Genomic DNA, 26,859 nt, shown 5'->3' on the forward strand with positions numbered 1-26,859 from the left:
CCTACACAGGAGACAACCATGGATATGTCAGCAGGCGCCCTCAGGCTGGAGGCCGGCGTAGCGGCGCGGCTGGAACGATTGCCAATGACGGGCTACCAGCGCTCGTTGTTCGGCATCATCGCCACCGCGTGGTTTTTCGATTCGATGGACCTCGGCCTCATGACGTTCGTGCTCGGTTCGATCAAGGCCGAGTTCGGCCTGACCGCCGCGCAGGCCGGCATGCTCGCCAGCTCAAGCTTCCTGGGCATGTTCCTGGGCGCGGCCATCGCCGGCCTGCTGGCGGATCGCTTCGGCCGCAAGCCCGTGTTCCAGGTCAGCATGATCTTCTGGGGCGTGGGCAGCCTGATGTGCGGGCTGGCGGACAACGTGACGACGTTGATGCTCTACCGCGTCCTGCTTGGCTTCGGCATGGGCATGGAGTTCCCGATCGGCCTGTCGATGGTGTCCGAAATCGTGCCGGCCAAGAGCCGGGGCAAGTACGTTGCCATCCTGGAAGGGTTCTGGCCGATCGGCTTCATCGCCGCCGGCGCGATGACGTACTTCCTGCTGCCGATGATCGGCTGGCGCGGGATCTTCATCGCACTGGCCGTGCCGGCCGTATTTGTATTCGTGGTGCGTCGGATGGTGCCCGAATCGCCGCGCTGGCTCGAAGATGTGGGCCGCAAGCGCGAAGCCGACGCCGTGATGGCAGGCATCGAACAGCGTGTGGAACGTGCCTGGGGCCGCGCCCTGCCGCCGGTCGCGGCGACCTACCGGAGCCCCCAGCCGACAAACCGGAAGGCGCGCTTCATGGAACTCTGGTCAGGCCCCTACGCGCGCCGCACGATCATGCTCTGGTCGGTCTGGTTCTTCGCGCTGCTCGGCTATTACGGGCTGACCACCTGGCTCGGGGCGTTGCTCCAGCAGGCCGGCTATGCGGTGACGAAGTCCGTGCTCTACACGGTCTACATCTCGCTGGCGGGCATTCCCGGGTTCATGTTCTCGGCATGGCTGCTCGAGAAATGGGGCCGCAAGCCAACCTGCGCGCTGATGCTGCTCGGCAGCGCCGTCGCCGCGTATGCCTATGGCCAGGCGGCGGTGCACAAGGTGCCGGTGGAGCAGCTCATTGCCGCCGGGCTGTGCATGCAGTTCTTCCTGTTCGGCATGTGGTCAGTGCTCTACGCCTACACCCCGGAACTCTATCCCACGCGCTCTCGCGCCACCGGCTCGGGCTTCGCCTCGTCGATCGGCCGAATCGGTTCGCTGGCGGGCCCCTACCTGGTTGGCGTGCTGCTGCCGGTGACCGGGCAGGGCGGGGTGTTCACGCTGGGAGCGCTGTCCTTCGCCGTGGCAGCCGCGATGGTGCTGATGCTGGGCGTCGAAACACGCGGCAGGGCACTGGAGGAAGTCTCTCAATAACGATTTCGCCGCGCGGCCCGCGAGCCGCGCCCTGACAGCGCCCCTGTGCGACAGGGGCATTTTTTGGATCGCCGCCTTTTTATATCCAACTGATATGTTAGTGCGGCGGACTTTACCGGAAATGCAATCATGATGACTGAACGCCAACGCCAGTTCAGGGAGCAGTACAAGGCCGACATCAGCCCGCTTTACAACGGGTTGCTGCACATCACCGTGATCTACGGCGTGGGCATCGCCGCGCTGTACTGGGCCATCCAGCACCTGCACGGCGTCACATGGGAATGGGCATTGATCCTGCCGGTGTTCCTGGCCGGGAATTTCGTCGAATGGTTCATGCACCGCTACGTCATGCACCGCCGGATCGACGTGTTCGCGCTGCGCGCCATCTACGAGCGCCACACGCGTCAGCATCACCAGTACTTCACCGACCAGGAAGCCACGATCGATACCACGCGCGAGTTCCGCATCGTGTTTTTCCCGTGGCGCGTACTGGCGACGCTCGGCGTGGGTGGCGGCGGGCTGGGCTATCTGGCGTCCCTGATCTTCAACGCCAACGCCGGCTACTTCGTCTTCATCACGATGGTGGCGCAGTACCTGATCTACGAGACGTTCCACTACTGCTGCCATGTGCATGACAACTGGTTCGTGCGCAACATGCCGTTCGTTAACACCATCCGGCGCCACCATACCGCCCATCACAACATGGGCATCATGATGAAGTACAACATGAACCTGACGTTCCCGATCGCGGACTACATCATGGGCACCTCGGACCTGCGCCGCGGCCTGATCGGGCACCTGTTCAACGGCTACAGCGAGGCGCACGTCAAGGAAGAACTGAAGCCGGTCATCCAGAAATTCCGCACAGACCATTCGCGGGTGACGCTCGACGGCCCGCTGCTGGACGACGAGGAGCGCCGCGCGATGGCGGTTTGACTGCCGGGCCGCTCCCGGTAATCAGCGCAATACGCGGTAGGTCGACTGCACCAGGCCGGATGGAAAGTGCCGGCTTGAATCGAGCGCCAGACTTACGTCTTGCGGCAGGGCGCCGAACAACGGTATGCCGGTCCCGATCAGCACCGGGACCGTAGTCACCACCATGTCAGCGATCAAACTGTCGCGCAGGAACGACTGGACCACCTGGCCGCCGTCGACATAGACGCGGCGCACGCCTTCGCTCGCGAGTTGCGCCATCGCGTCCGAGGGCGTGCAGTTCGAGAAGCGCACCTTCCCCTGCAACGCTTCCGGCACCGGCGTGCCGGCCAACTGACGGGATAGCACCAGCACCGGTCTGTCGTAAGCCCATTCCCCCATGGTGAGGACCTTTTCATAGCTCCCCCGGCCCATCACGATCGCATCCTTGTCGGCGATGAAGCTCGCGTAGCCATGGTCTTCCGTGGGGTCGTCCCGCTCCAGAAGCCAACCGATATCGCCATCGGGACGGGCGATAAAGCCATCAAGGCTGGTGGCAATAAAGACGTGTCCTGTAATCATCAATCACTCTATTGTTTTATCAGGAATCGATGGAGGTTGACTGCCCTGGCGATCCCCGTGGGTACGGGCCTTGCCCGTCAGCTCTCCGGGTCATACCCAAACTCGCGGAGTTCCTGCGAGCAGCGGCAAGCTTTGGCGATCTTAGCGGCCCACTGGATGGCGGCTTCGCGCGATGGAAGCTCCAGGACACAGAAGCCGCCGTCGAACTCCTCTGTCTGGGGATAGGTCTCGTTTGTGACCGCGCCGTCTGAAGCGACCATGAGTGGTGCGACATTATCGTTGATACCACCACCGAACACGTACACGCCTGCGGCCTTCGCCTCGCGTATGACCTCGCGCGCAGCTTCGCCCACGGCGGCCAAATCCTCGGCGGGGACTGCCATCGCCCTTGCAGGAAAGGAGATCAGGTATTTCGCCATTGTTCGGTCCCTCGTTTGACGATGTACGGCAGAGTATGCACCTCTTGCCTGCGCCGTTACTCACGATATACGACTGTCTTTGCCCTTGATCGATGGAATGCAAAAGCACAGCCACCGTTTGCGCACGGGGTCCGGATGGCGTGACGGTGGCGTTTCTCCAGCCGCCCCGGAAACCGCCGACGATCCGACGAAACGTTGAACGGCCGCGCCTCCGCTTCAATCCGCCGGCAGTTCGCGACGGGCGCGGCGGGAATAGTAGGCGAACGTCGCTTCGAACCGCTTCTGGGTACTCACCCAGCGTTGCGCTTCACGACCCAGTTCCGGCGGAATCGGCTGAATCTCCCCCGCCGCCATCGCCAGGAGCTGCAGGCGCGCAGCACGTTCGAACATCACGCCCAACACGCAAGCTTCTTCCACCGACGCACCAGCAACCAGAAGGCCGTGGTGTGACAACAGGATCGCCTTCTTGTCGCCGAGTGCCCTGGAGATGATCTCGCCTTCTTCATTGCCAACCGGGATGCCGGGCCATTTCCCGAGGAATGCCGTCTGGTCGTAGAGGACGCAGGTGTCCATATGGGAGATGGTCAGGGGAACCTCGAGCATGGCAAGCGCAGAGGCATGCGGCGCGTGGGAATGAACGATGCAGTTCAGGTCCGGACGCGCGCGATACAGCCAGGAATGGAAGCGGTTGGCAGGGTTCGGCATGCCGTTTCCGGAAAGCACTTCGAGATCCTCATTGACGAGCAACAGGTTGTCCGCGGTGATTTCATCGAAGCCAAGACCCAGGCGCTGCGTGTAGTACGTGCCGGGCGCCTCGGCCCGCGCGGTGATCTGGCCCGCGAGCCCGGAATCGTGACCGAACGCGAACAGGACTCGGCAGGTTTCCGCGACGGCCTCGCGCAGGGGCATCTTGTCAGCCCGGAGTTCCGTCTGCATCGTCTTGAGCGAAGCGGCGACGATCTCGCTTTTGCTCATTTGCATTGTGTCAGCCATGGTGTGTCCTTTCTGGGATGTGCTGGAGAGTATGGTGAGTAAGAAGCGGCTTTTACTTTGTCTTGTCGGCCGCGCCGAGCAGCGCCGACCATCGCTGATTCTCTTCTTCGATCAGCTTTCGGAATTGTTCAGGCGTCGAGGCCATTGGCTCGGTCCCTTGAGCGACCAGCGTGGCCTTGAACTTCGGATTTGCCGTGACGGTGCCTACCGCCGCATTGAGCTTCTTCACGATGGCGGGGTCGAGTCCCGCTGGTCCGATCAGCCCAGCCACCGAGCCTGACACCAGCGTCGGGAACCCCAGTTCGGTAGTCGAAGGAACCTGGGGTGCAGTGGACAGCCGGCGCGGATTCGCTACGGCGAGCGCGCGAAGCTTGCCCGAGGTGACGAACGGCATGACTTGAGGTGTCGCCTCAAAAGTCATGTTCACCTGTCCCGATACGACATTGGTGACGGACTCGGCGCCGCTCTTGAATGGCACATGGAGAAACTCGATTCTTGCCGCGTCCTGAAGCACGCGCATCCCTTGATAAGGCGAGCTACCGACGCCAGCGGTTCCAACGCTCACGGAATCTGGTTTGCGCTGGGCAAGCTTGATGAGATCGGCGAGCGTATTTGCCGGGACATCGGCACCCACCACGACCAGATGCGGTGTTGAGCCCACCAGGGAGATGTAGGTGAAGTCCTTCGCGCTGTCGAAGTTGACTTTGATGTCCGTGTGAGGATTGACGGCCAGGATGCCGACCGTGGTGAACATCAAGGTGTAGCCGTCCGGCCGTGCGCGCCGGACAAAGTCCGCCGCAATGTTCCCGCCCGCGCCCGGACGGTTTTCCACAACGATGGATTGACCGAGTTGCTCGGAAAGGGCCTTACCTGTGGCGCGGGCCACGAGGTCTGTAATGCCTCCCGCGCCAAACGGGACGACCAGGGTAATGGGCTTGTCGGGAAACTCTGCCGCGTGACCGGCAAGGGGTGCACTCAACAGTACGGCAGCGGAAAGGGTGACCACGAACGTCAGGTCACGACAGCGGGGGCGGCTGGGACTCACTTGCATTCTCCTTGGGGATGTCGGAAACAAGCGTGTCTAGAATGACACTAAAGTGTCATGTGTGCAACTGCGTTGTCGTGAAAACGTTCGACCCTTACAATTGCGGTCTGTGGAAGCGCCTGTGCAGGCGCTTTGGAACTTCGATCCCCGGGATGACGAAAAAGCAAGAAGTGAGCGCAGAGCCCGCGACGCCGGGCATTGCTGAGCGCCTGGCTGAGCTACGCAAGCTGAATAGCTTGACGCTTGAAGAACTGGCGCAGCGCGCATCGCTGACGAAGAGCTACCTGTCCAAGCTGGAACGGGGGTTGTCGTCGCCGACCATCGGCACCGTGCTCAAGCTGGCTGAAGCGTTGTCAGTGACCGTCGATCAGCTCATCTCCAGGTCATCGCGCGCCAACGAGATCCTTCACGTAAAGGCCGGCGACCGCATTCCGTTCAGTCCGTCTACCGAGCGACATGGCTATACCTATGAAGCCATTGCGGCGGAGCGACCGGACAAGGCCATGCAGCCGTTTATCATGCTGCCGCCCTTCACATTGGCTGAGGATCAACCGATGGCCAGCCACGCTGGAGAGGAGCTGATCTTCGTGGTATCAGGGCAAATGGAGGTGTTGTTCGATGGCCGCACCGTGCGCATGAGTGCCGGTGACTCGCTCTACTTCAATGCCTCGATTCCTCACAGATCGCGCTCGGTGGGCAAAGTCCAGGCGCAAGCGCTAGTCGTGGTCAGCGATCGCAGGAAGATTTGATATTGGGCACGGGGAGACCGTGCCTCAACGGCACTGGACGCCCCAGCACGTTGGCCGCGCTGGGGTCAGTCCCTGTGCTGCTCAGTGCGAGATCATCCACGGCCTGCCGCTGGTGCTCTTGGCCACGTCGGGCCGGCCGGCGAGCTTCGGCTGCGCGCAGCACCCGCAACCGGATCCATGCCGCGATGATTCCTTCGGCGCAGCCGCGCTGCGTTCGTTGACCGCATGGGCGGCCCGCGCCGACGCCGCCATGCTGGCGAGCGCCGGCGCGGCCACGAGTGCCCGTTCCGCACCCATGCCGCAGGCGGGGCACATGGCAGGCGCATCGCGCCGGGCCATCGGCCGGATCAATGCAAACTCGCCGCAGTCCTTACACCGGTAGTCATAGGTAGGCATCGCCGCTCCGCTGGGTGGATTGCAACATGGTGCCGGCTTAGACCACGTCTGGCGACAGTGGCAGATCCACGTCCCCCGCGATCATCCGCGTCGGCCCGCTGGCGCTGGGTCGGATGTCGAAGTCGAAGATCTGGGTGGGCAACCACAGTGTGGCGCAGGCATTGGGAATGTCCACCACGCCACTGATATGCCCCTGCACCGGGGCGGTTCCGAGGATGGAGTACGCCTGCGCCCGCGAGTATCCGAACTTGGTCATGTACTCGATCGCATTCAGGCACGCCTGCCGGTAGGCGACCTGTACGTCCAGATAGTGCTGCTTGCCCGCTTCGTCGACAGAGATCCCTTCAAAGATCAGGTAGTCGTTGTAGTTCGGCGTGATGGGGCTCGGCTTGAAGATCGGATTGCGGATGCCGTACTTGGCCATGCCGCCCTTGATCAGCGACACGCGCATATGTACCCAGCCCGCCATCTCGATCGCGCCGCAGAACGTGATTTCGCCGTCGCCCTGCGAGAAATGCAGGTCGCCCACGGAAAGCCCGGCGCCATCCACATACACCGGGAAATACACCTTGGCGCCGCGTGAGAGGTCCTTGATGTCGCAGTTGCCGCCATGCTCACGCGGTGGCACCGTGCGTGCCCCCGTGGCGGCGGCCTGGTCGCGCGCATCGCCCTGCAGCTTGCCCATGTGCGCCGTCGCCGCGAAGGGCGGATTCGCCAGCGGTGGCACGCGGTCCGGTTGCGTGGCGATAAAGTCCATCTCCCGCTTGTTCCATGTCTCGAGCATGGCCGGGTCCGGCAGGCAGCCAATCAGCCCCGGATGGATCAGCCCGGCGAAGTTCACACCGGGGATATGCCGCGACGAGGTGTACAGGCCGTGGAAATCCCAGATCGACTTCTGCGCCTGCGGGAAATGATCGGTCAGGAAGCCGCCGCCGTTCTGCTTCGAGAAGAATCCGTTGAAGCCCCACTGGCTGTCAGGCTTCGCGCCGATGTCGAGCAGATCCACCACGAGGAGGTCGCCCGGCTCCGCGCCTTCCACGCCCACCGGGCCGGTCAGGAAATGGACGATGGAGAGATCGATGTCACGCACATCGTCGGCCGAGTCGTTGTTCTTGATGAAGCCGCCGGTCCAGTCGTAGGTCTCCAGGATGAAATCCTCGCCGGGCTTGACCCAGCAGGCCATCGGGATATCCGGATGCCAGCGGTTGTGGACGTTGGGGTTCTCGTACGGCGATTCGGCCAGATCGACCTTGATCAGGGTATCCGTCATGACGTTTGCCTCCTGGTAGCGGGGAAGATGCGGTGAAGATGCGGGATTGCGTTCAGACCGACAGCAGTTGCCGGATGTGCGCCACATCCGTGCTGTGGCGCTGGGTCTCGTGCACGAAGCGGCCGCCTTCGATGACCAGCAGCCGATCGGCCACGTCCATCGCGAAGCTCAGCACCTGTTCGGAGAACACGATAGTGATGTCGCGCGTGCGCCGAATCTCGTTCAGCGCGCGCGCGATGTCCTTGATGATCGAAGGCTGAATGCCCTCGGTGGGCTCATCCAGCAGCAGCACCTTCGGGTTGCTCACCAGCGCGCGGGCGATGGCCAGCTGCTGTTGCTGGCCACCGGACAGGTTGCCGCCCTTGCGGCGCCGCATGTCGAACAGCACCGGGAACATCGCGAAGATCTCGTCCGGAATCCGCCGCACGCGGCTTTGCTCCATGCCGGTGAGGATGTTCTCCTCCACGGTCAGGTGCGAGAAGATCATGCGGCCCTGCGGCACATAGCCGAGGCCGGCGCGCACGCGACGATAGCTTTCATCGTGCGCCACGTCGCGGCCATCCACGGTAACCTGGCCCGAGCGTACCGGGAGCATGCCGATCATCGCCTTGAACAGCGTGGTCTTGCCCATGCCGTTGCGGCCCATGATGGCCACGGTTTCGCCTTGCGCTGCGGAGAAAGACACACCATGCAGCGCCTCACTCTGGCCATAGTTCACCACCACGTTGTCCACGGAAAGCATGCGGGATTCTCCTTTGGCGAGTTGGCCGCGTCAGTGGCCGAGGTAGACGTCGATCACGCGGGGGTCGTTCTGCACCTGGGCCATCGAGCCTTCGGCCAGGATGCGGCCCTGGTGCATCACGGTGACCTTGTCGGCAATACGCTGCACGAAGTCCATGTCGTGCTCGATCACGATCACCGCGCGGCCCTTGCTGATGCGCTTGAGCAGGTCGGCGGTCAATTCGCGCTCGCGTACGCTCATGCCTGCGATCGGTTCGTCGAGCATCAGCAGCTTCGGGTCCTGCATCAGCAACATGCCGATCTCCAGCCATTGTTTCTGGCCGTGCGAGAGCTGGGCCGCCTCGCGCTCCAGGACATCGTCGAGCGCGATCTCCGCAGCCACCTCGGCCACGCGCTGGCGTTCCGCCTCGGTGGTGCGAAAGGTCAGTGCGCCCAGCACGCTGCGGCCGCGGGGGAACGAGACGGCCAGGTTCTGGAACACCGTGAGGTTCTCGTAGATCGAGGGCGTCTGAAACTTGCGCCCGACCCCGGCGCGTACGATCTGGTATTCGGGCAGGCCCGTCATCTCGCGATTGCGAAACTTGACGCTGCCGCCGCCGGCGCGCGTCTTGCCGCAGATCAAGTCGAGCAGCGTGGTCTTGCCGGCGCCGTTCGGGCCGATGATCACGCGGAGCTCGTCGCGGTCCACGTATAGCGTGAGGTTGTCGATGGCCTTGAAGCCGTCGAACGACACGGTCAAGTCCTCAACCGCCAGCATGAAGTCGGTATTGCTCATGATGTCTTCCGGTCAGGCCGTCTTGGCCGGCAGGGTTTCCGGCTTGGGCGGCTCGGTGGTGCGGCGGCGACGGCCGATGTACTTGGCGTAGAGCCCTGCCAGCCCGTCGGGAAACGCCACCACCACGCCGATGAACAGCGCCGCCATCAGGAACAGCCACAGATCCGGAAAGCTCTCCGAGAAGTAGGTCTTGCCGGCATTCACCAGCAGCGTGCCCCACACCGCACCCACCAGGCTCATGCGGCCGCCCACCGCGGCGAAGATCACCATCTCGATGGACGGTACGATGCCGACGAACGACGGCGACATGAACCCGACTTGCAAGGTGAACATGGCGCCGCCGATGGCCGCCAGCGCGGCCGCCAGGCAAAACACGAACACCTTGAACATCGACACGTCGTAGCCCGAGAACCGCACGCGGTCTTCCTTGTCGCGCATCGCCAGCAGCAGCACGCCGAGCTTGCTGCGCTGGATCCAACGGCACAGTGCGATGGCCCCGAACAGCAGCGCCACGGTGACGAAGTAGAGAATCAGCCGAGCGCTGTCGGTGCGGATATCCCAGCCGAGCAGCGTCTTGAGGTCGGTGATGCCGTTCACGCCGCCGGTATAGCCCTGTTGCCCGATGATCAGCACTGACAGAATGAGCGCCACCGCCTGCGTGATGATGGCGAAGTAGACGCCACCCACGCGCCGCCGGAACATCGCCACGCTGATGACGAATGCCAGCAGGGCCGGCACCACCACCACCCCGATCAGCGCGACCGGCAGATGGCGGAACGGCTCCCACCACCATGGCAGCGCCGTGAGCTGGTTCCAGTCCATGAAGTCGGGAATGCCCGGCGTGGACTGGATGGCGGTACTTTTGGCATCCGATGCCTCCAGCTTGAGGAACATCGCCATGGCATAGCCGCCGAGGCCGAAAAACACGCCCTGGCCCAGGCTCAGGACGCCGCCGTAGCCCCACAGCATCACCAGCCCCACGGCCACGAAGGCGTAGCTCAGGTATTTGCCGATCAGGTTCAGGCGGAACACATCCAGCGCAAGCGGCATGATCACCACCAGCACGAGCGCCAGCAGCGCGTAGCCGGCCCATGCGCCGCCTATGCCGCGCAGCCGTTGCAGTCGGGAAGAGTTGGACATCGTTTGTGCTCCTGGCATGTCAGCGCCGTACCGCCGGGGCGAACAGGCCCTGCGGACGAATCATCAGGATGGTCACGATCAGCAGCAGGGTCAGCACCCGTGCCATCGACCCGGTCATGAAGAACTCGGTGATGGACTGCATCTGCGCGATGCCGAACGCCGACGCCACCGTGCCGGCGAGGCTCGCTGCCCCGCCGAACGTGACCACAAGGAACGAATCGACGATGTACAGCGCGCCGCTGGTGGGGCCCGTGGAGCCGATCGTCGTGAATGCCGCGCCGGCCACGCCCGCGATGCCGCAGCCGATGGCAAACGTCAGGCGGTCGGTGCGCCGGGTATTGATGCCGGCTGCATTCGCCATCGGCCGGTTCAGCGTGGTGGCGCGTACGCGCAGCCCCCAGCGCGACCGGTACAGCGCGAGCCAGACAAGCCCCGCTACACAGAGCGTGAGCGCCATCACGAACAGACCGTTGAGGGGGATGTCGAGCCCGGGTGCGGGTGACCATGAACCCATCAGCCAGTCGGGCAGCGTGGGGCTGACTTCCTTGGGGCCGAAGGTGGAGCGGAACGCCTGCTGCATGCCGAGCGACAGGCCCCAGGTGGCGAGCAGCGTATCCAGGGGCCGCTTGTAGAGATGCCGGATCAGCGCCCATTCGGCCAGCCAACCCGCGCCGAACGCGATGGCGAACGCGGCGCAGATGGCGATGGGAAAGTAGTAGGGCATCCACGTCGGCACCAGGCGCTCCACCGTGGTGGAGGCCAGGAAGATGACATAGGCGCCGATGGTCATGAACTCGCCGTGCGCCATGTTGATGACGCCCATCTGGCCGAAGATGATGGCCAGCCCGAGCGCCATCAGGAGCAGCACCGAGAACAGGCTCAGCCCTGCAAAGCCCTGCATCAGGCCGATGTTCAGCATGTCCGACACGTTCATGACTCTTACTCCGTGGATCGATGGGGCGGCGGGCTTACTGATAGCCCTTCGGGAACGGATTGGGCGGAATCAGCTGCGGCGACTCGGCCACCACCTTGAACTGGCCATCGAGTTGCGCCAGCCCGACGCGCGTCTTGCTCCACAGGTGATGATTCGTATCCACCTTGACGTAACCCTCGGGGGCGGACTTCAATTCGATGCCCGGCGAGGCCGCGACGACCTTGTCGATATCGAAGCTGCCGGCCTTCTCCACCGCGGCTTTCCACAGCCAGGGGCCCAGGTAGGCGGCCTGCGTGACATCGCCGATCACGGCCTTGCTGCCGAACTTGCTCTTGAATGCATCGACAAACTGCTTGTTGTTGGGGTTGTCGAGCGACTGGAAGTACTTCATGGCCGCGTAGTAGCCGGCGATGTTCTCGCCGCCGATGCCGAGCACTTCGTCCTCGGTGACCGAGATGGTCAGCAGGAACTGCTTGTCGGCGGTAATTCCGGCCGCCTTGAGCTGCTTGTAGAAGGCAACGTTCGAGCCGCCCACGACGATCGCGTAGATGCAGTCGGGCTTGGCGACCTTGATCTTGTTGATCAGCGAGTTGAAATTGGTGTGGCCGAGCGGGTAGTACTCCTCGCCCACGACCTTGAGCTTGAGGAAGTTTTCGATGTGTTTGCGCGCGATCTTGTTGGATGTCCGCGGCCAGATGTAGTCGGAGCCAATCAGGAAGAAGCTCTTGGCGTTCTTCTGCTTGGCGGCCCAGTCGAGGCCCCAGATGATCTGCTGGGTCGCTTCCTGTCCGGTATAGATCACGTTCTTGGACTGCTCGAGGCCCTCGTAGAACGTCGGGTAGTAGAGCAGGCCATTCTCTTTCTCGAAGACGGGCAGCACGGCCTTCCGCGAGGCGGAGGTCCAGCAGCCGAACACGGCCGCCACACGGTCGTTGACCAGCAGCTTGCGGGACTTCTCGGCGAAGGTCGGCCAGTCCGAGGCACCGTCTTCCTTGATGACCTTGATCTTGCGGCCGAGGATGCCGCCAGCGGCGTTGATCTGGTCGATGGCGAGCTGTTCGGCCTGGATCGACCCGGTTTCCGAGATCGCCATGGTGCCGGTGGCCGAATGCAGCTGGCCGACGGTGACCTCGGTATCGGTGACGGCGAGCCGGGTGGTATTCACGGTGCCGGTAGGCAGATTGGCACCGTGGGCCTGCGCGGCCATGCCGGCCAGCGGCAGCGCGGGCAGGGCGGCAAGGCCCTGCATCAGCCGGCGGCGGGATTGGGAAGGCGGGGACCCGTTCTGTTCGTTATCGCTTTCGTTGTCACGCATGATCGACGCTCCGTTGGGGAAGAGGAATGCTGCGGAGCGATCATGCTGCGGGTGGGGACGCCCAGCCATACGTCATTCAACGTAGTCGGGCCGGCCACCGGCGCACGGCACATCTCTTGCATCCGCAGCGCACGACCCATTGCCAGTGCGACCATGCACCCCTCTCCATGTCGAGCGTCCCCCAGCCCGTCCAGCGCATCAGCAAGATCCGGCGCGACTACAACCGCTGGGTGGCCGACGAGACCCTTGAGGACTACGCGCTGCGGTTTGCACCAAGGTCGTTCCGAAAATGGAGCGCGTTTCGGGTCGGAAATACCGCTTTTGGTGCAGTCGCGTTCCTCGCGCTGGAAGCCATCGGTGCCGCCATCACGCTCAGCTATGGCTTCACCAACGCGATGTGGGCCATCGGCGTGGTCAGCCTTGTCATCTTCCTGACCGGCCTGCCGATCTCCTACTACGCCGCGCGTCATGGCGTGGACATGGACCTGCTGGCACGGGGTGCGGGGTTCGGCTACCTCGGCTCCACCGTCACCTCGCTGATCTACGCCAGCTTCACCTTTATCTTTTTCGCGCTCGAGGCGGCCATCATGGCGCAGGCATTCGAGCTGCTGTTCGGTCTGCCGCGGTCCATCGGCTACCTGCTGTCCGCCATCGTGGTCATCCCGCTGGTCACCCATGGCGTGACGCTGCTGTCGCGTATCCAGCTCTGGACCCAGCCGCTGTGGCTCGTGCTGCTGATCCTGCCCTATGGGCTGATCCTGTGGCGCGAGCCGCAGCGCTATACCGAGTTTCTCTCGCTCAACGGGCGCCTGGCCGATGGCGACGGTTTCTCATGGGAAGCGTTCGGCGCCGCCGCCACGGTGGCCGCCGCGCTGATCGCGCAGATCGGCGAACAGGTGGACTTCCTGCGCTTCATGCCGCCGCTCACGCGGGACAACCGCGTGCGATGGTGGGGGGCGTTGATTGCGGCCGGACCGGGCTGGATCATCCTTGGTGCGGCCAAGATGGTTGGCGGAGCGTTTCTCGCCTTCGTCGTACTGCAGGCGGAATTGCCGATCGCCCACGCGCTGGAACCGACGCAGATGTACCTGGCAGGCTTCGCACTCGGGCTCGGCAACGGTTGGCCCGGCTGGGTGGCCGTGCTCCTGACAGGACTGCTGGTGCTGGTCTCCCAGACCAAGATCAACATTACCAATGCCTACGCGGGCTCGCTGGCGTGGTCGAACGTGTTCGCACGGCTCACGCACAGCCATCCGGGCCGCGTGGTATGGCTCGCGTTCAACGTGCTGATCGCGGTCATGCTGATGGCGATGGGCGTGTTCGAGGCATTGGAGCAAGTGCTGGCGCTCTACGCCCACCTGGCGGTGGCGTGGGTCGGCGCCATCTTTGGCGACCTTGTCATCAGCAAGCCGCTTCGACTGTCGCCGCGCGATATCGAATTCCGCCGCGCCTACCTGTTCGACATCAATCCGGCAGGCTTCGGCGCCATGGTGCTGGCCTCGGCGTTGTCGATGCTGGTGCATCTCGGCGTGTTCGGCGACACGCTGCGTCCCGCCTCGGTAGGGGTGGGTCTCGCGCTGGCGGTCCTGTTGCCGCCGGCGATTGCCTACCTCACGCAGAGCCGCTATTTCATCGCGCGGGCACCGGTCCACTTCGGCGCGCGGCACGCGGTCATCCGTTGCGCGATCTGCCGTAACCCGTTCGAGCAGGAGGACGTGGCCGCGTGCCCGGCCTATCGCGGCCCGATTTGCTCGCTGTGCTGCACGCTGGATGCGCGCTGCGGCGACCGGTGCAAGCCGGGGGCCAGCGCGCAGGAGCAGATCGCCTTCGCGCTCACGCGCGTGCTGCCCGCCGGCACGCCGCTGGTCATGGCACGCCGCATCGGTCAGTTCAGTCTTGTGTTGGCTGGGATGGTGTTCGCGTTCGGCACGTTGCTGTGGCTGCTCTATACGCAGGAGCAGCTATCGGGCCCATTGGTGCACAGCGCCGCGCCGCGCACCGACCTGTTTCTCAAGATTGGTGCCGGGCTGGTGCTGTTTGCCGCGGTCGCTTCCTGGTGGCTGGTGCTGGCCAACGAAAGCCGGACCGTCGCCCAGGAAGAATCGGAACGCCAGAACGGGCTGCTGCAAAAGGAGATCGATGCGCACCGCCGTACCGATGCGGCGCTTCAGCATGCCAAGGAAGTCGCGGAGCAGGCCAATGCCGCCAAGAGCCGGTTCATCACCGGCATGAGCCATGAGATGCGCGCGGGGCTCAACTCCATCCTGGGATACTCGCAGCTGCTGCTGCGGGCACCGGCGTTGCCGGCGGCATGCCGCGAGGATGTGCAGACCATCGGCCGCGCCGGCGAACACCTGTCCAGCCTGGTCGATGGCCTGCTGGAGCTGTCACGGATCGAGGCCGGCAAACTGCGGCTCGAGCACGACGCCGTGGCGCTGGAGGGCGTGTTCGACGACCTGGTACGCATGTTCCGCCCGCTGGCCGCGGCACGCGGGCTGACGTTTCACTATCGCGTATCCGGCGCCTTGCCGGCCCATGTGCATGGCGATTCCAAGCGATTGCGGCAGATTGTCATCAACCTGGTCAGCAATGCCATCAAATTCACGGAGCACGGCGCGGTCACGCTGGCGGTACGCCATCAGCGTGAACTGGCGACGATCACGGTCAGCGACACGGGCCCCGGCATCGCGCCGGAAGACCAGGTGCGCATCTTCGATCCGTTCGAGCGCGCCACGGCCCATGACGACCGAGAGGGCATCGGACTGGGACTCGCCATCGTGCGGCTGCTGGTGGACCTGATGGGCGGCGAGGTCAGGGTGCGCAGTGCACCGGGCATGGGCAGCGAGTTCTCGGTGCGGCTCTATCTACCCGCACTGTCCGTACCGGTAACACGGCCACGGAGGGTCCCGGAGGCGCCGCTGCCGGCGAATGCAAGGGTGTTGATCGTCGATGACCGGCAGTCGCACCGGGCGGTGCTGCGCGGCTTCCTGTCACCGTTGGGGCTGGCGGTGCAGGAAGTGGGGGAGGGCGCCGCTGTGCTCCCGCAACTGCGGGCGTGGCATCCGCATCTGGTGCTGCTGGACCTGAACCTGCCGGATGCATCGGGTTGGGACCTGTGCCGTGAGATCCGCGCGGAGCGGGGCGCGCCGCAAGTGGTCATCGTCTCCGCCAACGCTCACGAGAACACCGAGGAGGCCAGGCTTCAGCATGGCTACCTCGGCTTCGTCAGCAAGCCGGTGCGCGAATCGGAGCTGATCGACATGGTCCGGCACGCGCTGACGCTGCCCGCCCAGCCCGCCGAGCCCGAGGCGCCGCCCCACGCCGAGCTGCTGCGCGAGATGCTGCAACTGGGCGCCACCGGCCGGCTGCGCGCGCTGGAGGCGCAACTGGCGGAACTTGCCGCCAGCGGCGGCGGCATCGGTGCGTGGGCGCGCAAGATGCTGACGCTGGCGCGTACCGATGGCGCTGCATTGAATGATCGACTTGGCGAGGCGCTCCGTGCATCCCGAACCTGAATCTTCTGCATCCGAAACACGTGTGCTCGTGGTGGACGACAACGCCGACGCGCGCAGCTTCCTGACCCGCGCGCTGGGCGGCGAAGCCATGCTGGTGCACACCGCTGCCAGCGGCAACGCTGCGCTCGGCGCGCTGGCCCACTTTTCCCCGGATGCGGTGCTGCTGGACGTGGATATGCCCGGGATGGACGGTTTTTCCACCTGTGCCGCGTTGATGGACCGCCACGCCGACCTCCCGGTCATCTTCATGACCGGCCTGGGCGATACGGTGCACATCGTACGGGGCTTCGAGGTAGGCGCGTGCGACTACGTCACCAAGCCCGTGGCCATCGCCGAGGTGGTGGCCCGCGTGCGGTCCCATGTCGGCAAGGCGCGGCAGGCGCGCGCGCTGCGCGAGGCCATCCTGCGCAGCCATGGCGAAGCGGAAGGCGGCGCCGACATGCTCGCGTCCACGGCGGCACTCACGCGGCGTGAGGCCGAAGTCATGTCGTGGGTAGCCCGTGGCAAGACCAACCGCGATATCGCCGACATCCTCGGCATGAGCCCGCGAACCGTCAACAAGCACCTGGAGCACATCTTCGAGAAGCTCGGCGTGGAAACGCGCACTGCCGCCGTGGCAGCCAGCGCAGCACGCGCCAGGGGGCATGTACCGGCACCGGCCGATTGATCTGTCGGGCGCTTTGGACGCTGGATCTGCCGCGAGCGCATTTCGGATCGCTGAACGTCGCATTCCGGTTTGAGGGCGGGTCGACGCGTTTCTAGACTGCATGCATTCCAACGAGGGGAGTGCACATGTCCATCCTGTCCATATCAACGCGCAGGGCCCGGTGCGCCCTGCTGGCGGGCGCTGTCGCAGCGTGTTCCGTCGCCGCCCATGCGGAAACCTGGCCGGCGAAGCCCATCACCATGGTGGTGCCATTCCCGGCTGGTGGCGGTACCGACCTCGTGGTTCGCTCGATCCAGCCGCTGCTGCAGCGCGAACTCGGGCAGCCTGTCGTGATCGACAATCGCAGCGGGGCTGGCGGCACGATCGGTTCGGGCTTCGTGGCGCGGGCCGCCGCCGATGGCTACACGGTGGGCGTGGTCACGACGAGCACGCATGCGGTAAGCGTCGCGCTCTATCCGAAGCTGGCCTACAACCCGGCGAAGGACTTCGCCTATGCGGGCTTCATCGGCACATCGCCTTATGTGCTGGCCGTCCACAACGCCATGCGCGTGGCCGATGCCCGGACGCTCGTCGCCCGGTTGAAGGCGGACAAGTCGCAGCACAGCTTTGCGTCGGTAGGCGTTGGCACCGTGTCGCACCTGATGGGCGAACAGTTCCAGAAGTTCGTTGGTGTGCCGATGGTCCACGTCCCGTATCGTGGCGCGGCACCGGCCTACACCGATCTGATTGGCGGTCAGGTGCAGATCATGTTCGACAACCCGGTCGGATTGGCGCCCTACATCAAGGCTGGGAAGGTTGCCGCCATTGCTGTGACGGCCTCCACGCCGCTGTTGCCGGACGTGCCGACGTTCGCCAGCCAGGGTGTGCCCGGCTTCGAGCAGCAGCTGTGGTACGGCATCGCCTTTCCGAAGGGGACGCCCGCTGCGATCGTCGATCGCTTCAATGCCGCGTTGAACAAGGTGCTCGCCGACAAGGCGGTCGCCGACGATCTTGCCGGCAAAGGCGTGACCGCGCGCCCCGGGACGCCGTCCGCGCTGCAGGCTGCCGTCCAGCAGGACATCCCATACTGGGGCAAGATTGCCAAGTCCGTGGGAGCCATAGGTGAGTGACGTCAATCTGATCCGGGTGTTCGTGCGCGATGGGCAAGGCGGCAATCCGGTGCCGTTGGTCGCCGACGCGCGTGGCATGAGCGCGCCGGCAATGCAAAGCGTTGCCGCAACGCATGGACACGAGTCGGCATTCGTATTGCCGAGCGAGATCGGCTGCGATTGGCGCTTTCGCTTCTTCGTGCCGCAGCACGAGATGGAGATGTGTGGCCATGCCACGGTGGGCACGCTGTGGGCGCTGCGCCAGTGGGGGCGTTGGACCACGCCGACGGCGCGCATCGAAACGCTGAGTGGCATCGTGCTGGCGTATTGGGACGACGCATCGCAGCGCGTCTGGATTTCGCAGCCGGCAGTGCGTACCGAGGTGCTGGATGCCGGGGCGTCGGACCGCGTGGCCATGCAGCTCGGCCTGCCTGCCGGCAGCTATGCGGCCATCAATGCCGCGACCAGCCGCGTGAAGACGCTTGTCTGCCTGCCATCCGTGGCGATGCTCGACGGCTTGCAGCCGGATTTCTCGACCATGGAGCCGCTATGCGCGTCGATCGGCTCGACTGGCCTCTATCCCTATGCGTTCGGGGCGCCTAAAGCGGACGGGCAGCCCGTCGTCCATGCGCGGCAGTTTCCGAAGTCGTCGGGCTATCCCGAAGACGCCGCCACCGGCATCGCTGCCGCGGCGTTGTGGGGGTATCTGAACCAGGCGGACCCACTGCGTGGCCAGGGTCGAACGGTGTCGTCCATCGCAGTCCGGCAGGGCGATGCCATGGGCAGCCCTTCGGAAATCCTCGTGGCTCCACGCCATGGGGACTCAGGCGAGCCCGACGGCTGCTGGCTCAGTGGCGGCGTGGCATGGAGCCACGCATGACGGTCAGTTCTCCCGAAGCCTTGCTTGCTGCCGCAGGATTTGCCATGCCCGCGGTGTCCAGTCCGCGTGGTAGCTATGCGCCGTATCGCGCGGTGGAGGTGGGGCCATCGCGTTGGGTGTCGATCGCCGGGCAGGTATGCCGGCAGCAAGGCGTGGCCATGGCAGGCCAATGCCAGAGCGAAGCCGATGTGGAACCCGCCCGCCGTGCTGCCGAAGTATCGATGCTGAACGCGCTGGCGGCGCTTCGGGTGGCTTGCGACGGCGAGTTGTCACGCGTCATCCAGATCGTCCGCCTGCGCGGCTTCATCCGCGCGGCGTCAGACTTCACCCATCATCCGGCCGTGCTCGATGCGGCCTCGGCCGTCCTGCGTACGGCATTCCCCGATCAGCCCCTGCCCGCTCGCAGCGCGCTGGGTGTGTCGAGCCTGCCGGATGGGGCGTGGACGGAGATCGAGATCGATGCTGTCGTGATGGCGGGATGAGGTCGCCAGTCCGCCGCGCCTATGACGGATCGGCGGCCTCGCGCAGCAAGCGGTGCAGATGTCCGCTGGATGAAAAGCCGAGGTCCAGGCTGACGCTGGCGACGGATTGACCTTGCGCGATCAGGGCGCGTGCATGCGTAGCCAGGATGCGACGCCTGAGTGCCACGGGCGTCACGCCGAACTCGATCTGGCAAGCGCGCTGCAAATGCCGGATCGAGACGCCCAGTTCGCTGGCCACGGTATCGATCGAAGGCAAGGGCAGGTCGCGTTCGAGCGCCTGATGGAAGCGCCGGACCATGCGCAGTGCCACGGATGCCGGCTCTTCGGGTATCGCCAGCGGCCGGCTGCTCATCAGTTGCTCCACGATGGCGCGCACTAGCCAGGAAGCGCTCGTCGCCGAGATCCCCGGCGCCAGCAGCGCCTCGAGCATTGCGATGGTCGCGGCGTCCAGATGCATGGCGCCAAACGGTCGACCGGCGGGCAGGCGGTCGGGCGGCAGGTATAGCTCCCCATGCTGTTGGCGCCCGCGCTCGGATGCCGTCAGATGCGAGATCGACGCCGGCAGCAGCACTGCGGTGCCGCGCACCAGCGAAACGGCATGCGGCGAGTCCGGCTCGCCGGACACATCGTTCCATGTCGTCTTGAGTCTCCCCATGCGCGGCCACAGCAGCATGCCGCAGTCGTGGATATGCCATCCCCGGTGAAAAACGGGCTGGCGGCTGTCATGCAGCGCGAATCCATGCTTCGCAGTCAGATGCAGCTTGGGAGACAGGTGAGGATCGTTGGTCATCGGGGGCGCTTCGGCAGCCATCAGCAGCATGCCGTCGATCATACGCTGTTCCCGGTCTCTCCCCGTTCACCAGAACCGGGCGTTCCGGCGATTCCACGACAACCCACAAAAAAAGCCCGCAGCCAGACCGGCCTGCGGGCTTCAACACCCTTGTCGAAACACCTGCTTCAGATTGCCCCTGCCAACCTGAACTGCCCCACGGCCCGGTGCAGGGCGTCTGCCTGATCTTCCAGCGACGCCGCTGCGGCCGTGGCTTCCTCCACCAGCGCCGCGTTCTGCTGCGCCATCTGGTCCATTTGCGACACCGCCTGGTTCACCTGCTCGATGCCGCCCGTCTGTTCTTCGGTGGCGGCGCGCATTTCGCCCATCAGGTCGGTCACGCGCTTCACCGCTTCGACGATCTCTTCCATGGCGCGGCCGGCGCCTTCCACCAGCACCGAGCCGTCTTCCACGCGCTGGGCCGAGTTGTCGATCAGGGCCTTGATCTCCTTGGCCGCCGTGGCCGAGCGCTGGGCCAGGCTGCGCACCTCGCCGGCCACCACGGCGAAGCCGCGACCCTGTTCGCCCGCGCGGGCGGCTTCCACTGCCGCGTTCAGCGCCAGGATGTTGGTCTGGAAGGCGATGCCCTCGATCACGCCGATGATGTCCACCACCTTGCCGGACGCCGCCTTGATCTCGCCCATCGTGCCCACCACCTGGTGCACGATCTGGCCCCCGCGCACGGCGATGTCCGAGGCGCCTTCGGCCAGCCGCGACGCCTGCCGCGCGTTATCCGCGCTCTGGCGGACCGTGCTCGTCAGCTCCTCCATGCTTGCGGCGGTTTCCTCGAGCGAGGCGGCCTGCTCCTCGCTGCGGCGCGACAGATCCACGTTGCCCGCCGCGATCTGGCGTGCCGCGCCGGCGATCGAATCGGCCGAGCCTCGGATTTGTCCGATGGCCCCGGTCAGGCGCGCCTGCATCTGCTGCATGTTGTAGAGCACGCTTTCGCGGTCGTTGGGCTTGGTTTGCACATGCGAGGCGAGGTCGCCCTCAGCGATGCGCGCCGCGATCTGCGACGTCAGCGCGGGCTCACCGCCCAGCTGCTTCTGCAGGCTGATGGAGACCCGCACCATCACCACGCTCATCAGCGCGCCCACGCCCAGCAGCCAGCCCAGCGCTTCCCAGAGCGACCGGCGGAATTCGGCGTGGATGTCATCGAGGTACAGCCCGGCGATGAAGTCCCAGTCCCACGGCTTGAAGTTCAGCACGTAGCTCAGCTTGGGCTGGGGGGCCTCGGCGCCCGGCTTGGGCCAGAGGTATTCGACGAAGCCGTGGCCCGGGTTCTTGCCCAGCGCGGCGATCTCGCGGAACAGGTAGACCCCGTTGGGGTCCTTCATGTCGCCCATGTTCTTGCCATCCAGCTCCTTCTTGATGGCATGCATGAGCACCACGTGATCCGAACGCATCACGGTGAAATAGCCGTCCGCGCCAAAGCGCAGCGCGCGCACGCGGTCCAGCGCCTGCTTCTGGGCTTCTTCCACAGGCAGCTTGCCGGCCCGCGCCATCGCTTCGTATTCGGTGACGATGGAGTTGGCGACATCGGTGACATGTTCGAGTGACAGCTTGCGGTCCTCGAACCGCAGCGCGCGCATTTCCCAGGCATTCCAGAGGGTGATGGCCAGCAGGCAGATCCAGCTCAGCACCAGCGGCAGCATGAGCTTTTTTCTCAGGCTGAGATTTTGCAGCATTCGTTTTCCTCCTTTTCCTTGTCTGAACCCGCTCGGGGCGATCGATTTGTCGCCCTCTATGGGTGCCATAACGGCGCGGTCATCAAGGATCTTGATCGGGGGGAAACACTGATAGGGTAAGGTGATGCAAGAGGCGCACGGGGTGTAACGCACCGTAACCATGACAGCGTGTCGACTACGTCATGTCAGATTGCCTCAACAAATGAGAACCATTACCATCTAGGTGTTGCGGCTAATCGACATGCCGCCGCGCCCCCCGCGCGCGCCCCGCGCGCCCCCTTTCTCACCCGCATGACAGACAACCCGCCGGCCTCCGGCCAGCAGCGCCGCGCCTTTTGGCTCAAGCATCTTCATCAATGGCACTGGATCAGTTCCGCGATCTGCCTGATCGGGATGATGCTGTTCGCCATCACCGGCTTCACGCTGAACCATGCCGGCCAGATCGAGGCCCGGCCCAGCGTGGTCACCCGCAGCGAAACCGCACCGCGTGACGTGCTGGCCGCCCTCCGACGCGCGGCCCCGGCCGGCGCCGCCCAGAAGAACGAAAAAGCGCCCGTGCCGCCCGTGCTGGCCCAATGGCTGTCGGAATCCCTCCATGTGGATGCCGAAGGCCGCGAGGCCGAATGGTCCGCCGATGAACTCTACGTGGCCCTGCCACGCCCCGGCGGCGACGCCTGGGTCAGCGTGGCGCTGGACAGCGGCGAGGTGCAGTTCGAAGCCACCTCGCGCGGCTGGATCTCCTATTTCAACGATCTGCACAAGGGCCGCAACACGGGCCATGCGTGGAGCCTGTTCCTCGATGTGTTCGCCTTCGCGTGCCTCGTCTTCAGCCTCACCGGGCTGTTCCTGCTGAAGCTGCACGCCGGTGGCCGCATGGCCACCTGGCCGCTGGTGGGGGCGGGGCTGGTGGTGCCGCTGCTGCTCGCCATCGTGTTCATTCACTGATTTGCATTCCATCCAACCAGAAAAGGTAGTTCCGATGCGCCGACTCCTTACCGTGACCATGACCGGCCTGGCCGCCGCCCCGCTTGCGCCCGCCATGGCCGCCGACCTGAACGTCAAGGTGGATATTCCCCGCCTCACCGTGGCCGAGTACCACCGCCCCTACGTGGCGATGTGGGTGGAGCGCGCCGATCAGAGCCCCGTTTCCACGCTGGCGGTCTGGTACGACGGCAAGAACAAGGACGGCGAAGGCACCAAGTGGCTCAAGGACATGCGCCAGTGGTGGCGCAAGGCGGGCCGGGACATGCAGATGCCGGCCGATGGCATCTCCGGCGCCACGCGTGCGCCGGGCGAGCAGGCGGTGTCGTTCTCCGCCGGCAAGTCGCCGCTCGGCAAGCTGCCCGCCGGCGACTACCAACTGGTGGTGGAGGCCGCGCGCGAAGTCGGGGGCCGCGAACTGGTGCGCGTGCCGTTCACGTGGCCGCCGCAATCCGCGCAGACGGCCCGTGCCAAGGGCGAACACGAACTCGGCGGCGTCACCGTCGAACTGAAGCCCTGACCCGCACCCCATCCGTTCTCACCCCGAATCACTGGATTGACTGGAGCCTGACGATGAACAAGCCTGCCCGCTTCCCGCAACGCCTTGCCATGCGCGCCGCCGTGCTGGCGCTAGCCGCCCTGGCCCCGCTGGCCGCCCACGCCCACCGCCAGTGGCTGCTGCCGTCGGCCACCGTGCTGTCCGGCAACGACGCCTGGGTGACTGTGGACGCCGCCGTCTCCAACGACCTGTTCTACTTCGAACACGTGCCGATGCGGCTCGATAACCTCGTCGTCACCGGCCCGGATGGCGCCGCCGTGAAGGCCGAGAACGCCTCCACCGGCAAGTACCGCAGCACCTTCGACCTGCACCTGACGCAGCCGGGCACCTACCGCGTGGCCGTGATCAACCAGGGTGTGTTCGCCTCGTGGAAGGAAGGCGGCCAGACCAAGCGCTGGCGCGGCACCGCCGAGGCGCTGGCCAGCAACGTGCCGGCCAACGCGCAGGACCTGCAGGTGACCGAGAACGCCGGCCGCGTGGAAGCCTTCGTGACCGCCGGCAAGCCGTCCAAGCAGGCGCTGTCGACCACGGGCCGCGGCCTGGAGCTGGCCCCGATCACCCACCCGAACGACCTCGTGGCGGGCGATACGGCCAGCTTCCGCCTGCTGCTGGACGGCAAGCCCGCCAGCAACCTGAAGGTGGAGATCGTGCCGGGCGGCATCCGCTATCGCGACAAGCTCAACGACCTGAGCGTCACCACCGACGCGGACGGCAAGTTCAGCATCAAGTGGCCGGCCCCGGGCATGTACTGGATGGAAGCCGATGTCCGCGACGACAAGACCTCGGTCAAGCAGGCCAAGGCCCGCCGCGCGGCCTACGCGGTGACCGTGGAAGTGCTGCCCCAGTAAGACCGATCGATGCCGCGCGTGCTGATTCCCACCTCGCTCTCCGCGCCGCCGCCCACCCCGGCGGCGGGCGGGCGCGTGCGGCAGTGGGCCGGCCAGACCATGGGTACCACGTGGTCGGTGTCGGCGGTGCAGGCGGGCGGGGAGGATGCAAGCATCGGGGATGGCATCGAGGCGGCGATCGAGGCGGTCCTGGCCAACGTCATCGCCCAGATGAGCAACTGGTCCGAGACCTCGGACCTGAGCCGCTTCAACCGCGCTGCCGCCGATGCCTGGGTCACGCTGCCCGAGGATTGCTTCGCGGTGCTCCAGGCCGCGCTGCAGGTGGCGCGCGACAGCGGCGGCGCCTACGATCCGAGCGCCGGTCCGCTGGTGGACCTGTGGGGCTTCGGCCCCGCAGGTCTGGCGCATGCGCGCCAGACCGCGCCCACACCGGCCGACGTGGCGCGCGTGCGCCAGCCCTGCGGCTGGCAGCGCATCGAGGTTGATGTGCCGAACCGCCGGGCGCGCCAGCCGGGCGGGCTCGCGCTGGACTTTTGCGCCATCGCCAAGGGGTTTGCTGTCGATGCGGTGTCCCGCCATCTGGACGCCCGCGGCGTCACCGATCATCTGGTCGAGATCGGCGGCGAACTGCGCGGTCAGGGCCTCAAGCCCGACGGCATGCCGTGGTGGGTGGAACTGGAATCGCCCGAGGCGAACGCCCACGGCGCCGCCCGCACGCTGGTGGCGCTGCTCGGGCTGTCCATCGCCACGTCCGGCGACTATCGCCGCTACTTCGAGCAGGACGGCCGACGCTTTGCCCACACCATCGACCCGCGCACCGGCTACCCGGCGGCACACGCGCTGGCTTCGGTGACGGTGATCCACCGGGACTGCATGCTGGCCGATGCCTTGTCCACGGCGCTGACCGTGCTTGGGCCCCAGGCGGGCATGGACTTCGCGCAGCGCCATGCGCTGGCGGCGCGCTTCCTCGTTCGCACGCCGCGCGGCTTCGATGAACTCACCTCGCCGGCATTCGCCGCCATGCTGTCATGACCGTCGCTCGCCTGTGGCCCTGGGTTGTTTGCCTCGCCGGCGTTGCGCTGGCCGTGCTGTCTCCCAGCCGGATGACGATGGCGGCCGGCGTGGTGGCGGCCTATGCGGGCTTCTGCGCCGCCATCCTCGCCCAGCATCGCCGCCGCCGCGCCGCGCGGGCAGCGCTTGTGCCGGATGACAACGGCGCCGGGCGCCCCACGCTGATCGCCTACGCCAGCCAGACCGGCTTCGCCGAGCAACTGGCGACGCAGACCGCCCGCGCGCTGCGAGGCGCCGGCGTGCCGGTGCAACTGCTGTCCTTCGCCGAACTGGACGGTGCGCGGCTGGCCGCGTGCGGGCAGGCGCTGTTCCTGGTCAGCACGACGGGCGAGGGCGATGCGCCCGATACCGCCTCCGGCTTCACGCGCAAGCTGGTGTCCGGCGCCGCGCCGGAGTCGCTGCGGCAGCTCCGCTTCGGCATTCTCGCGCTGGGCGATAGCAGCTACGCGCGCTTCTGCGCCTTCGGGCACACGCTGTCCGGCTGGTTGCAGCGCCATCACGCCCAGCCGCTATTCGACATGGTCGAGGTCGACAACGGTGACCCCGGCGCGCTGCGCCACTGGCAAAACCATCTGTCGGCGCTCGGCGGCGGCGCGGAGATTGCCGACTGGGAGCGCCCGCGCTATGGCCGCTGGCAACTGGTGGAGCGCCGCCTGCTCAACCCCGGCAGTCACGGTGCGCCGGCCTGGCACCTCGCGCTGGTGCCGGAAGATCCGAGCGACCTGGCGTGGACGGCCGGCGATATCGCCGAAGTCGGCCCCTGCCAGCCACCGGACGTCGTGGCGAAGCTGCTGGTCCGTCTCTCCCTCGATGGCGCCACCCCGGTGCGCTGCGACAGCCGCCCGATGACGCTGACCGAGGCGCTGGCCACGCGCCTGCCGCTGCCCGACGCCCATCTCGACACCATGGCCGGCCTGGCCCCGCAGGCGCTGATCGACGCCCTGCCGGCCCTGCCGCACCGCGAATACTCGATTGCCTCGCTGCCCGCCGATGGCCGGCTCGAACTGCTCGTACGCGAGACCCGTCATGACGATGGCCGGTTGGGGCTGGCGTCCGGCTGGCTGACCGTCCATGCCCCCGAGGGCGCGCATATCGCGCTGCGCGTGCGCGCCAATCGCACGTTCCATCCGCCTGCCGATGACCGCCCGCTGATCCTGATCGGCAACGGCACGGGCCTCGCCGGCCTGCGCGCGCTGCTGAAGGCCCGCGCGGCGGCCGGGCATCGGCGCAACTGGCTGCTGTTTGGCGAGCGCTCCGCCGCCCATGACGACTTCCACGGGGCAGAACTGCGCGCGTGGCAGGAACAAGGTGTGTTGCAGCGCATCGACCGCGCGTGGTCGCGCGATGGCGGCGTGCCGCACTACGTGCAGGACGCCGTGACGGCGCAGGCCGACGCCCTCCGCGCGTGGCTGGCCGAGGGCGCGGCGATCTATGTCTGCGGCAGCCTGCAGGGCATGGCGGGTGGCGTGCACGCGGCGCTCGTCGAGATCGTCGGCGAAGACGCGCTGCAGGCGATGATCGAGGACGGGCGCTACCGTCGGGACGTTTACTGACCCTGAAACGCCTGTATTGCGGCAGCGCA

26 protein-coding genes are annotated in these 26,859 nt (G+C 65.8%); 13 read left to right on the forward strand and 13 right to left on the reverse strand.

Going from position 1 to position 26,859, the window contains the following annotated elements:
- The first annotated feature begins 18 nt into the window (after positions 1 to 18).
- Positions 19 to 1,398, forward strand: coding sequence for an MFS transporter (locus AC1DEL_RS01030; RefSeq protein WP_092293948.1), 1,380 nt, complete (start codon positions 19 to 21; stop codon positions 1,396 to 1,398).
- 129 nt (positions 1,399 to 1,527) lie between these two features.
- Positions 1,528 to 2,334: a fatty acid hydroxylase family protein gene (locus AC1DEL_RS01035; protein ID WP_477125092.1), complete on the forward strand. Its 807-nt coding sequence runs from the start codon at positions 1,528 to 1,530 to the stop codon at positions 2,332 to 2,334.
- A gap of 21 nt (positions 2,335 to 2,355) precedes the next feature.
- Here AC1DEL_RS01035 and AC1DEL_RS01040 read toward each other — a convergent pair whose 3' ends face one another.
- From AC1DEL_RS01040 to AC1DEL_RS01055, 4 genes are all read right to left on the reverse strand, one after another.
- A complete protein-coding gene (locus tag AC1DEL_RS01040; protein WP_477125091.1) occupies positions 2,356 to 2,892 on the reverse strand; it encodes a dihydrofolate reductase family protein in 537 nt (178 codons plus the stop codon).
- Positions 2,893 to 2,969: 77 nt separating this feature from the next.
- Positions 2,970 to 3,311, reverse strand: coding sequence for a YciI family protein (locus AC1DEL_RS01045; RefSeq protein WP_092293942.1), 342 nt, complete (start codon positions 3,309 to 3,311; stop codon positions 2,970 to 2,972).
- Between the two features lie 216 nt (positions 3,312 to 3,527).
- Positions 3,528 to 4,304 carry an aldolase gene (locus tag AC1DEL_RS01050; RefSeq protein WP_092293940.1) on the reverse strand — a complete coding sequence of 259 codons (777 nt, stop codon included), beginning with the start codon at positions 4,302 to 4,304 and terminating at the stop codon, positions 3,528 to 3,530.
- A 52-nt stretch (positions 4,305 to 4,356) separates the two neighbouring features.
- Complete coding sequence (locus tag AC1DEL_RS01055) at positions 4,357 to 5,355, reverse strand: Bug family tripartite tricarboxylate transporter substrate binding protein (protein WP_092293938.1); 999 nt, start codon at positions 5,353 to 5,355, stop codon at positions 4,357 to 4,359.
- 146 nt (positions 5,356 to 5,501) lie between these two features.
- On the opposite strand from AC1DEL_RS01055, the gene AC1DEL_RS01060 reads away from it, so the two are divergent.
- Positions 5,502 to 6,098, forward strand: a complete 597-nt coding sequence (locus AC1DEL_RS01060; protein ID WP_092293936.1) for a helix-turn-helix domain-containing protein — start codon at positions 5,502 to 5,504, stop codon at positions 6,096 to 6,098.
- Positions 6,099 to 6,179: 81 nt separating this feature from the next.
- On the opposite strand, the gene AC1DEL_RS01065 is transcribed toward AC1DEL_RS01060, so the two are convergent.
- Genes AC1DEL_RS01065 through urtA form a run of 7 tightly spaced genes read right to left on the reverse strand, consistent with a single transcriptional unit; the run spans position 6,180 to position 12,669 of the window.
- Positions 6,180 to 6,494 (reverse strand): zinc ribbon domain-containing protein, encoded by a 315-nt coding sequence (locus AC1DEL_RS01065; RefSeq protein ID WP_092293934.1) that lies wholly within the window; start codon positions 6,492 to 6,494, stop codon positions 6,180 to 6,182.
- A 37-nt stretch (positions 6,495 to 6,531) separates the two neighbouring features.
- On the reverse strand, positions 6,532 to 7,764 hold the full coding sequence (gene fmdA, locus AC1DEL_RS01070) for a formamidase (protein WP_092293932.1): 1,233 nt from the start codon (positions 7,762 to 7,764) through the stop codon (positions 6,532 to 6,534).
- Between the two features lie 52 nt (positions 7,765 to 7,816).
- Entirely contained in the window at positions 7,817 to 8,506 is a 690-nt protein-coding gene (gene urtE, locus AC1DEL_RS01075; RefSeq protein WP_092293930.1) for an urea ABC transporter ATP-binding subunit UrtE, read from the reverse strand.
- A 30-nt stretch (positions 8,507 to 8,536) separates the two neighbouring features.
- A complete protein-coding gene (urtD, locus tag AC1DEL_RS01080) occupies positions 8,537 to 9,280 on the reverse strand; it encodes an urea ABC transporter ATP-binding protein UrtD (protein ID WP_092293928.1) in 744 nt (247 codons plus the stop codon).
- A gap of 12 nt (positions 9,281 to 9,292) precedes the next feature.
- Positions 9,293 to 10,420, reverse strand: coding sequence for an urea ABC transporter permease subunit UrtC (urtC, locus tag AC1DEL_RS01085; protein WP_441591258.1), 1,128 nt, complete (start codon positions 10,418 to 10,420; stop codon positions 9,293 to 9,295).
- A gap of 19 nt (positions 10,421 to 10,439) precedes the next feature.
- Positions 10,440 to 11,354, reverse strand: coding sequence for an urea ABC transporter permease subunit UrtB (gene urtB / locus AC1DEL_RS01090; protein ID WP_477125090.1), 915 nt, complete (start codon positions 11,352 to 11,354; stop codon positions 10,440 to 10,442).
- Positions 11,355 to 11,388: 34 nt separating this feature from the next.
- A complete protein-coding gene (gene urtA / locus AC1DEL_RS01095; protein ID WP_441591260.1) occupies positions 11,389 to 12,669 on the reverse strand; it encodes an urea ABC transporter substrate-binding protein in 1,281 nt (426 codons plus the stop codon).
- A 167-nt stretch (positions 12,670 to 12,836) separates the two neighbouring features.
- On the opposite strand from urtA, the gene AC1DEL_RS01100 reads away from it, so the two are divergent.
- The 5 genes from AC1DEL_RS01100 (at position 12,837) to AC1DEL_RS01120 (ending at position 19,301) form a co-directional block, all read left to right on the forward strand.
- Positions 12,837 to 16,184 carry a hybrid sensor histidine kinase/response regulator gene (locus AC1DEL_RS01100; RefSeq protein ID WP_477125089.1) on the forward strand — a complete coding sequence of 1,116 codons (3,348 nt, stop codon included), beginning with the start codon at positions 12,837 to 12,839 and terminating at the stop codon, positions 16,182 to 16,184.
- Positions 16,185 to 16,206: 22 nt separating this feature from the next.
- A complete protein-coding gene (locus AC1DEL_RS01105) occupies positions 16,207 to 16,851 on the forward strand; it encodes a response regulator transcription factor (protein WP_441644542.1) in 645 nt (214 codons plus the stop codon).
- 125 nt (positions 16,852 to 16,976) lie between these two features.
- Positions 16,977 to 17,960, forward strand: a complete 984-nt coding sequence (locus AC1DEL_RS01110) for a Bug family tripartite tricarboxylate transporter substrate binding protein (protein ID WP_477105171.1) — start codon at positions 16,977 to 16,979, stop codon at positions 17,958 to 17,960.
- On the forward strand, positions 17,953 to 18,819 hold the full coding sequence (locus tag AC1DEL_RS01115; protein WP_441591263.1) for a PhzF family phenazine biosynthesis protein: 867 nt from the start codon (positions 17,953 to 17,955) through the stop codon (positions 18,817 to 18,819). Before AC1DEL_RS01110 ends, AC1DEL_RS01115 begins: the two co-directional genes overlap by 8 nt.
- Positions 18,816 to 19,301: a RidA family protein gene (locus tag AC1DEL_RS01120; protein ID WP_092293914.1), complete on the forward strand. Its 486-nt coding sequence runs from the start codon at positions 18,816 to 18,818 to the stop codon at positions 19,299 to 19,301. Before AC1DEL_RS01115 ends, AC1DEL_RS01120 begins: the two co-directional genes overlap by 4 nt.
- Before the next feature lie 19 nt (positions 19,302 to 19,320).
- Here the strand turns inward: AC1DEL_RS01120 and AC1DEL_RS01125 are convergent, their stop codons facing one another.
- Both AC1DEL_RS01125 and AC1DEL_RS01130 read right to left on the reverse strand, forming a co-directional pair.
- Positions 19,321 to 20,133, reverse strand: a complete 813-nt coding sequence (locus AC1DEL_RS01125) for a helix-turn-helix transcriptional regulator (protein ID WP_477125088.1) — start codon at positions 20,131 to 20,133, stop codon at positions 19,321 to 19,323.
- Positions 20,134 to 20,258: 125 nt separating this feature from the next.
- Entirely contained in the window at positions 20,259 to 21,818 is a 1,560-nt protein-coding gene (locus AC1DEL_RS01130; RefSeq protein ID WP_092293911.1) for a methyl-accepting chemotaxis protein, read from the reverse strand.
- Positions 21,819 to 22,109: 291 nt separating this feature from the next.
- Between AC1DEL_RS01130 and AC1DEL_RS01135 the strand changes: the two genes are divergently transcribed.
- From AC1DEL_RS01135 to AC1DEL_RS01155, 5 genes are read left to right on the forward strand one after another with little or no spacing between them, the layout of a single operon-like run.
- Positions 22,110 to 22,763 (forward strand): PepSY-associated TM helix domain-containing protein, encoded by a 654-nt coding sequence (locus AC1DEL_RS01135; RefSeq protein ID WP_092293909.1) that lies wholly within the window; start codon positions 22,110 to 22,112, stop codon positions 22,761 to 22,763.
- 34 nt (positions 22,764 to 22,797) lie between these two features.
- Positions 22,798 to 23,319, forward strand: a complete 522-nt coding sequence (locus AC1DEL_RS01140) for a DUF2271 domain-containing protein (protein ID WP_092293907.1) — start codon at positions 22,798 to 22,800, stop codon at positions 23,317 to 23,319.
- Between the two features lie 53 nt (positions 23,320 to 23,372).
- Positions 23,373 to 24,206: a DUF4198 domain-containing protein gene (locus tag AC1DEL_RS01145; protein WP_092293905.1), complete on the forward strand. Its 834-nt coding sequence runs from the start codon at positions 23,373 to 23,375 to the stop codon at positions 24,204 to 24,206.
- A gap of 9 nt (positions 24,207 to 24,215) precedes the next feature.
- Entirely contained in the window at positions 24,216 to 25,238 is a 1,023-nt protein-coding gene (locus tag AC1DEL_RS01150) for an FAD:protein FMN transferase (protein WP_477125087.1), read from the forward strand.
- The gene (locus AC1DEL_RS01155; RefSeq protein WP_477105169.1) at positions 25,235 to 26,830 is read left to right on the forward strand and encodes a sulfite reductase subunit alpha; all 1,596 of its coding nucleotides are present in this window, start codon (positions 25,235 to 25,237) and stop codon (positions 26,828 to 26,830) included. The genes AC1DEL_RS01150 and AC1DEL_RS01155 overlap by 4 nt, the downstream gene beginning before the upstream one ends.
- The last annotated feature ends 29 nt before the right edge of the window (positions 26,831 to 26,859 follow it).

The sequence above is a fragment of the Cupriavidus sp. 10L43_2 genome (assembly GCF_056395265.1).

Bases quoted from the DNA above. Each gene is read 5' to 3' on its own strand.
- AC1DEL_RS01030 (WP_092293948.1), top strand. From the start codon at position 19: ATGGATATGTCAGCAGGCGCCCTCAGGCTGGAGGCCGGCGTAGCGGCG.
- AC1DEL_RS01035 (WP_477125092.1), top strand. From the start codon at position 1,528: ATGATGACTGAACGCCAACGCCAGTTCAGGGAGCAGTACAAGGCCGAC.
- AC1DEL_RS01040 (WP_477125091.1), bottom strand. From the start codon at position 2,892: ATGATTACAGGACACGTCTTTATTGCCACCAGCCTTGATGGCTTTATC.
- AC1DEL_RS01045 (WP_092293942.1), bottom strand. From the start codon at position 3,311: ATGGCGAAATACCTGATCTCCTTTCCTGCAAGGGCGATGGCAGTCCCC.
- AC1DEL_RS01050 (WP_092293940.1), bottom strand. From the start codon at position 4,304: ATGGCTGACACAATGCAAATGAGCAAAAGCGAGATCGTCGCCGCTTCG.
- AC1DEL_RS01055 (WP_092293938.1), bottom strand. From the start codon at position 5,355: ATGCAAGTGAGTCCCAGCCGCCCCCGCTGTCGTGACCTGACGTTCGTG.
- AC1DEL_RS01060 (WP_092293936.1), top strand. From the start codon at position 5,502: ATGACGAAAAAGCAAGAAGTGAGCGCAGAGCCCGCGACGCCGGGCATT.
- AC1DEL_RS01065 (WP_092293934.1), bottom strand. From the start codon at position 6,494: ATGCCTACCTATGACTACCGGTGTAAGGACTGCGGCGAGTTTGCATTG.
- fmdA (WP_092293932.1), bottom strand. From the start codon at position 7,764: ATGACGGATACCCTGATCAAGGTCGATCTGGCCGAATCGCCGTACGAG.
- urtE (WP_092293930.1), bottom strand. From the start codon at position 8,506: ATGCTTTCCGTGGACAACGTGGTGGTGAACTATGGCCAGAGTGAGGCG.
- urtD (WP_092293928.1), bottom strand. From the start codon at position 9,280: ATGAGCAATACCGACTTCATGCTGGCGGTTGAGGACTTGACCGTGTCG.
- urtC (WP_441591258.1), bottom strand. From the start codon at position 10,420: ATGTCCAACTCTTCCCGACTGCAACGGCTGCGCGGCATAGGCGGCGCA.
- urtB (WP_477125090.1), bottom strand. From the start codon at position 11,354: ATGAACGTGTCGGACATGCTGAACATCGGCCTGATGCAGGGCTTTGCA.
- urtA (WP_441591260.1), bottom strand. From the start codon at position 12,669: ATGCGTGACAACGAAAGCGATAACGAACAGAACGGGTCCCCGCCTTCC.
- AC1DEL_RS01100 (WP_477125089.1), top strand. From the start codon at position 12,837: ATGTCGAGCGTCCCCCAGCCCGTCCAGCGCATCAGCAAGATCCGGCGC.
- AC1DEL_RS01110 (WP_477105171.1), top strand. From the start codon at position 16,977: ATGTCCATCCTGTCCATATCAACGCGCAGGGCCCGGTGCGCCCTGCTG.
- AC1DEL_RS01120 (WP_092293914.1), top strand. From the start codon at position 18,816: ATGACGGTCAGTTCTCCCGAAGCCTTGCTTGCTGCCGCAGGATTTGCC.
- AC1DEL_RS01125 (WP_477125088.1), bottom strand. From the start codon at position 20,133: ATGATCGACGGCATGCTGCTGATGGCTGCCGAAGCGCCCCCGATGACC.
- AC1DEL_RS01130 (WP_092293911.1), bottom strand. From the start codon at position 21,818: ATGCTGCAAAATCTCAGCCTGAGAAAAAAGCTCATGCTGCCGCTGGTG.
- AC1DEL_RS01135 (WP_092293909.1), top strand. From the start codon at position 22,110: ATGACAGACAACCCGCCGGCCTCCGGCCAGCAGCGCCGCGCCTTTTGG.
- AC1DEL_RS01140 (WP_092293907.1), top strand. From the start codon at position 22,798: ATGCGCCGACTCCTTACCGTGACCATGACCGGCCTGGCCGCCGCCCCG.
- AC1DEL_RS01145 (WP_092293905.1), top strand. From the start codon at position 23,373: ATGAACAAGCCTGCCCGCTTCCCGCAACGCCTTGCCATGCGCGCCGCC.
- AC1DEL_RS01150 (WP_477125087.1), top strand. From the start codon at position 24,216: ATGCCGCGCGTGCTGATTCCCACCTCGCTCTCCGCGCCGCCGCCCACC.
- AC1DEL_RS01155 (WP_477105169.1), top strand. From the start codon at position 25,235: ATGACCGTCGCTCGCCTGTGGCCCTGGGTTGTTTGCCTCGCCGGCGTT.